The organism is Synechococcus sp. R6-10, from assembly GCF_047461815.1.
In the GTDB taxonomy this organism is placed as follows: Bacteria; Cyanobacteriota; Cyanobacteriia; order Thermostichales; family Thermostichaceae; genus Thermostichus.
This window is the reverse complement of the sequence record NZ_JANSHW010000646.1, coordinates 1-652: the sequence shown is the minus strand read 5'-3', so window position 1 is coordinate 652 and position 652 is coordinate 1. Positions and strand designations below refer to the sequence as shown.

The 652-nt window shown below is 57.2% G+C and carries 2 protein-coding genes; both read left to right on the top strand.

Annotated features, from left to right (window positions below):
- A partial coding sequence (locus NW837_RS14925) for a nucleotidyltransferase family protein (protein ID WP_414332377.1) occupies positions 1-295 on the top strand: 295 nt, incomplete at its 5' end.
- Entirely contained in the window at positions 288-635 is a 348-nt protein-coding gene (locus tag NW837_RS14920; protein WP_414332375.1) for a DUF86 domain-containing protein, read from the top strand. The genes NW837_RS14925 and NW837_RS14920, both read left to right, overlap by 8 nt.
- The last annotated feature ends 17 nt before the right edge of the window (positions 636-652 follow it).

Here is a 652-nt window from a genome sequence, read left to right as displayed (position 1 = left end):
TCCGACGCTGGAGACAATTCGCGAGCAACTGTTGCATCGCCGCGACACCCTGCGCCGACGGTTTCGCGTGGCTCGGCTGGCGGTGTTCGGCTCGCACGCTCGCGGCACGGCGCGTAAGCGTAGTGATGTCGACATTCTGGTCGAGTTCGAGCCTGGTGGGGTCACCTTCGACAACTATATGGAACTCAAGTTCTACTTGCAGCGCGTCCTACGGCGACGAGTAGACTTGGTGATGATAGACGCCCTGCGTCCCGAGTTGCGGGCATCCATCCTGCGGGAGGCAGTTGATGTCTGACTCTGAGAAGGACTACCGCCTTTATCTTCAAGACATGCTCAAGCACGCCCAGCGGATTATTCGCTACACTCAGGGCGTGACCTACGAGCAGTTTGTGCAGGACGATATACGGATTGACGCCGTAATCCGCAACTTGGAGGTGATTAGCGAAGCCGCCAAGCGTATCCCGAACGCTGTCCGACGCAAGTATCCACAAGTGGCATGGCGCAAGATTGCAGGGCTGCGCGATATTCTCATCCACGACTACGCAAATGTCAACTTGCAGATTGTGTGGGACATCGTGTCCAACAAGGTTCCAGAGCTTGCAGAGCAGGTAGACGCTATCCTCGCCGACACCTAACACAGGCGACGCCTGAT

Bases quoted from the DNA above. Each gene is read 5' to 3' on its own strand.
- NW837_RS14920 (WP_414332375.1), top strand. From the start codon at position 288: ATGTCTGACTCTGAGAAGGACTACCGCCTTTATCTTCAAGACATGCTC.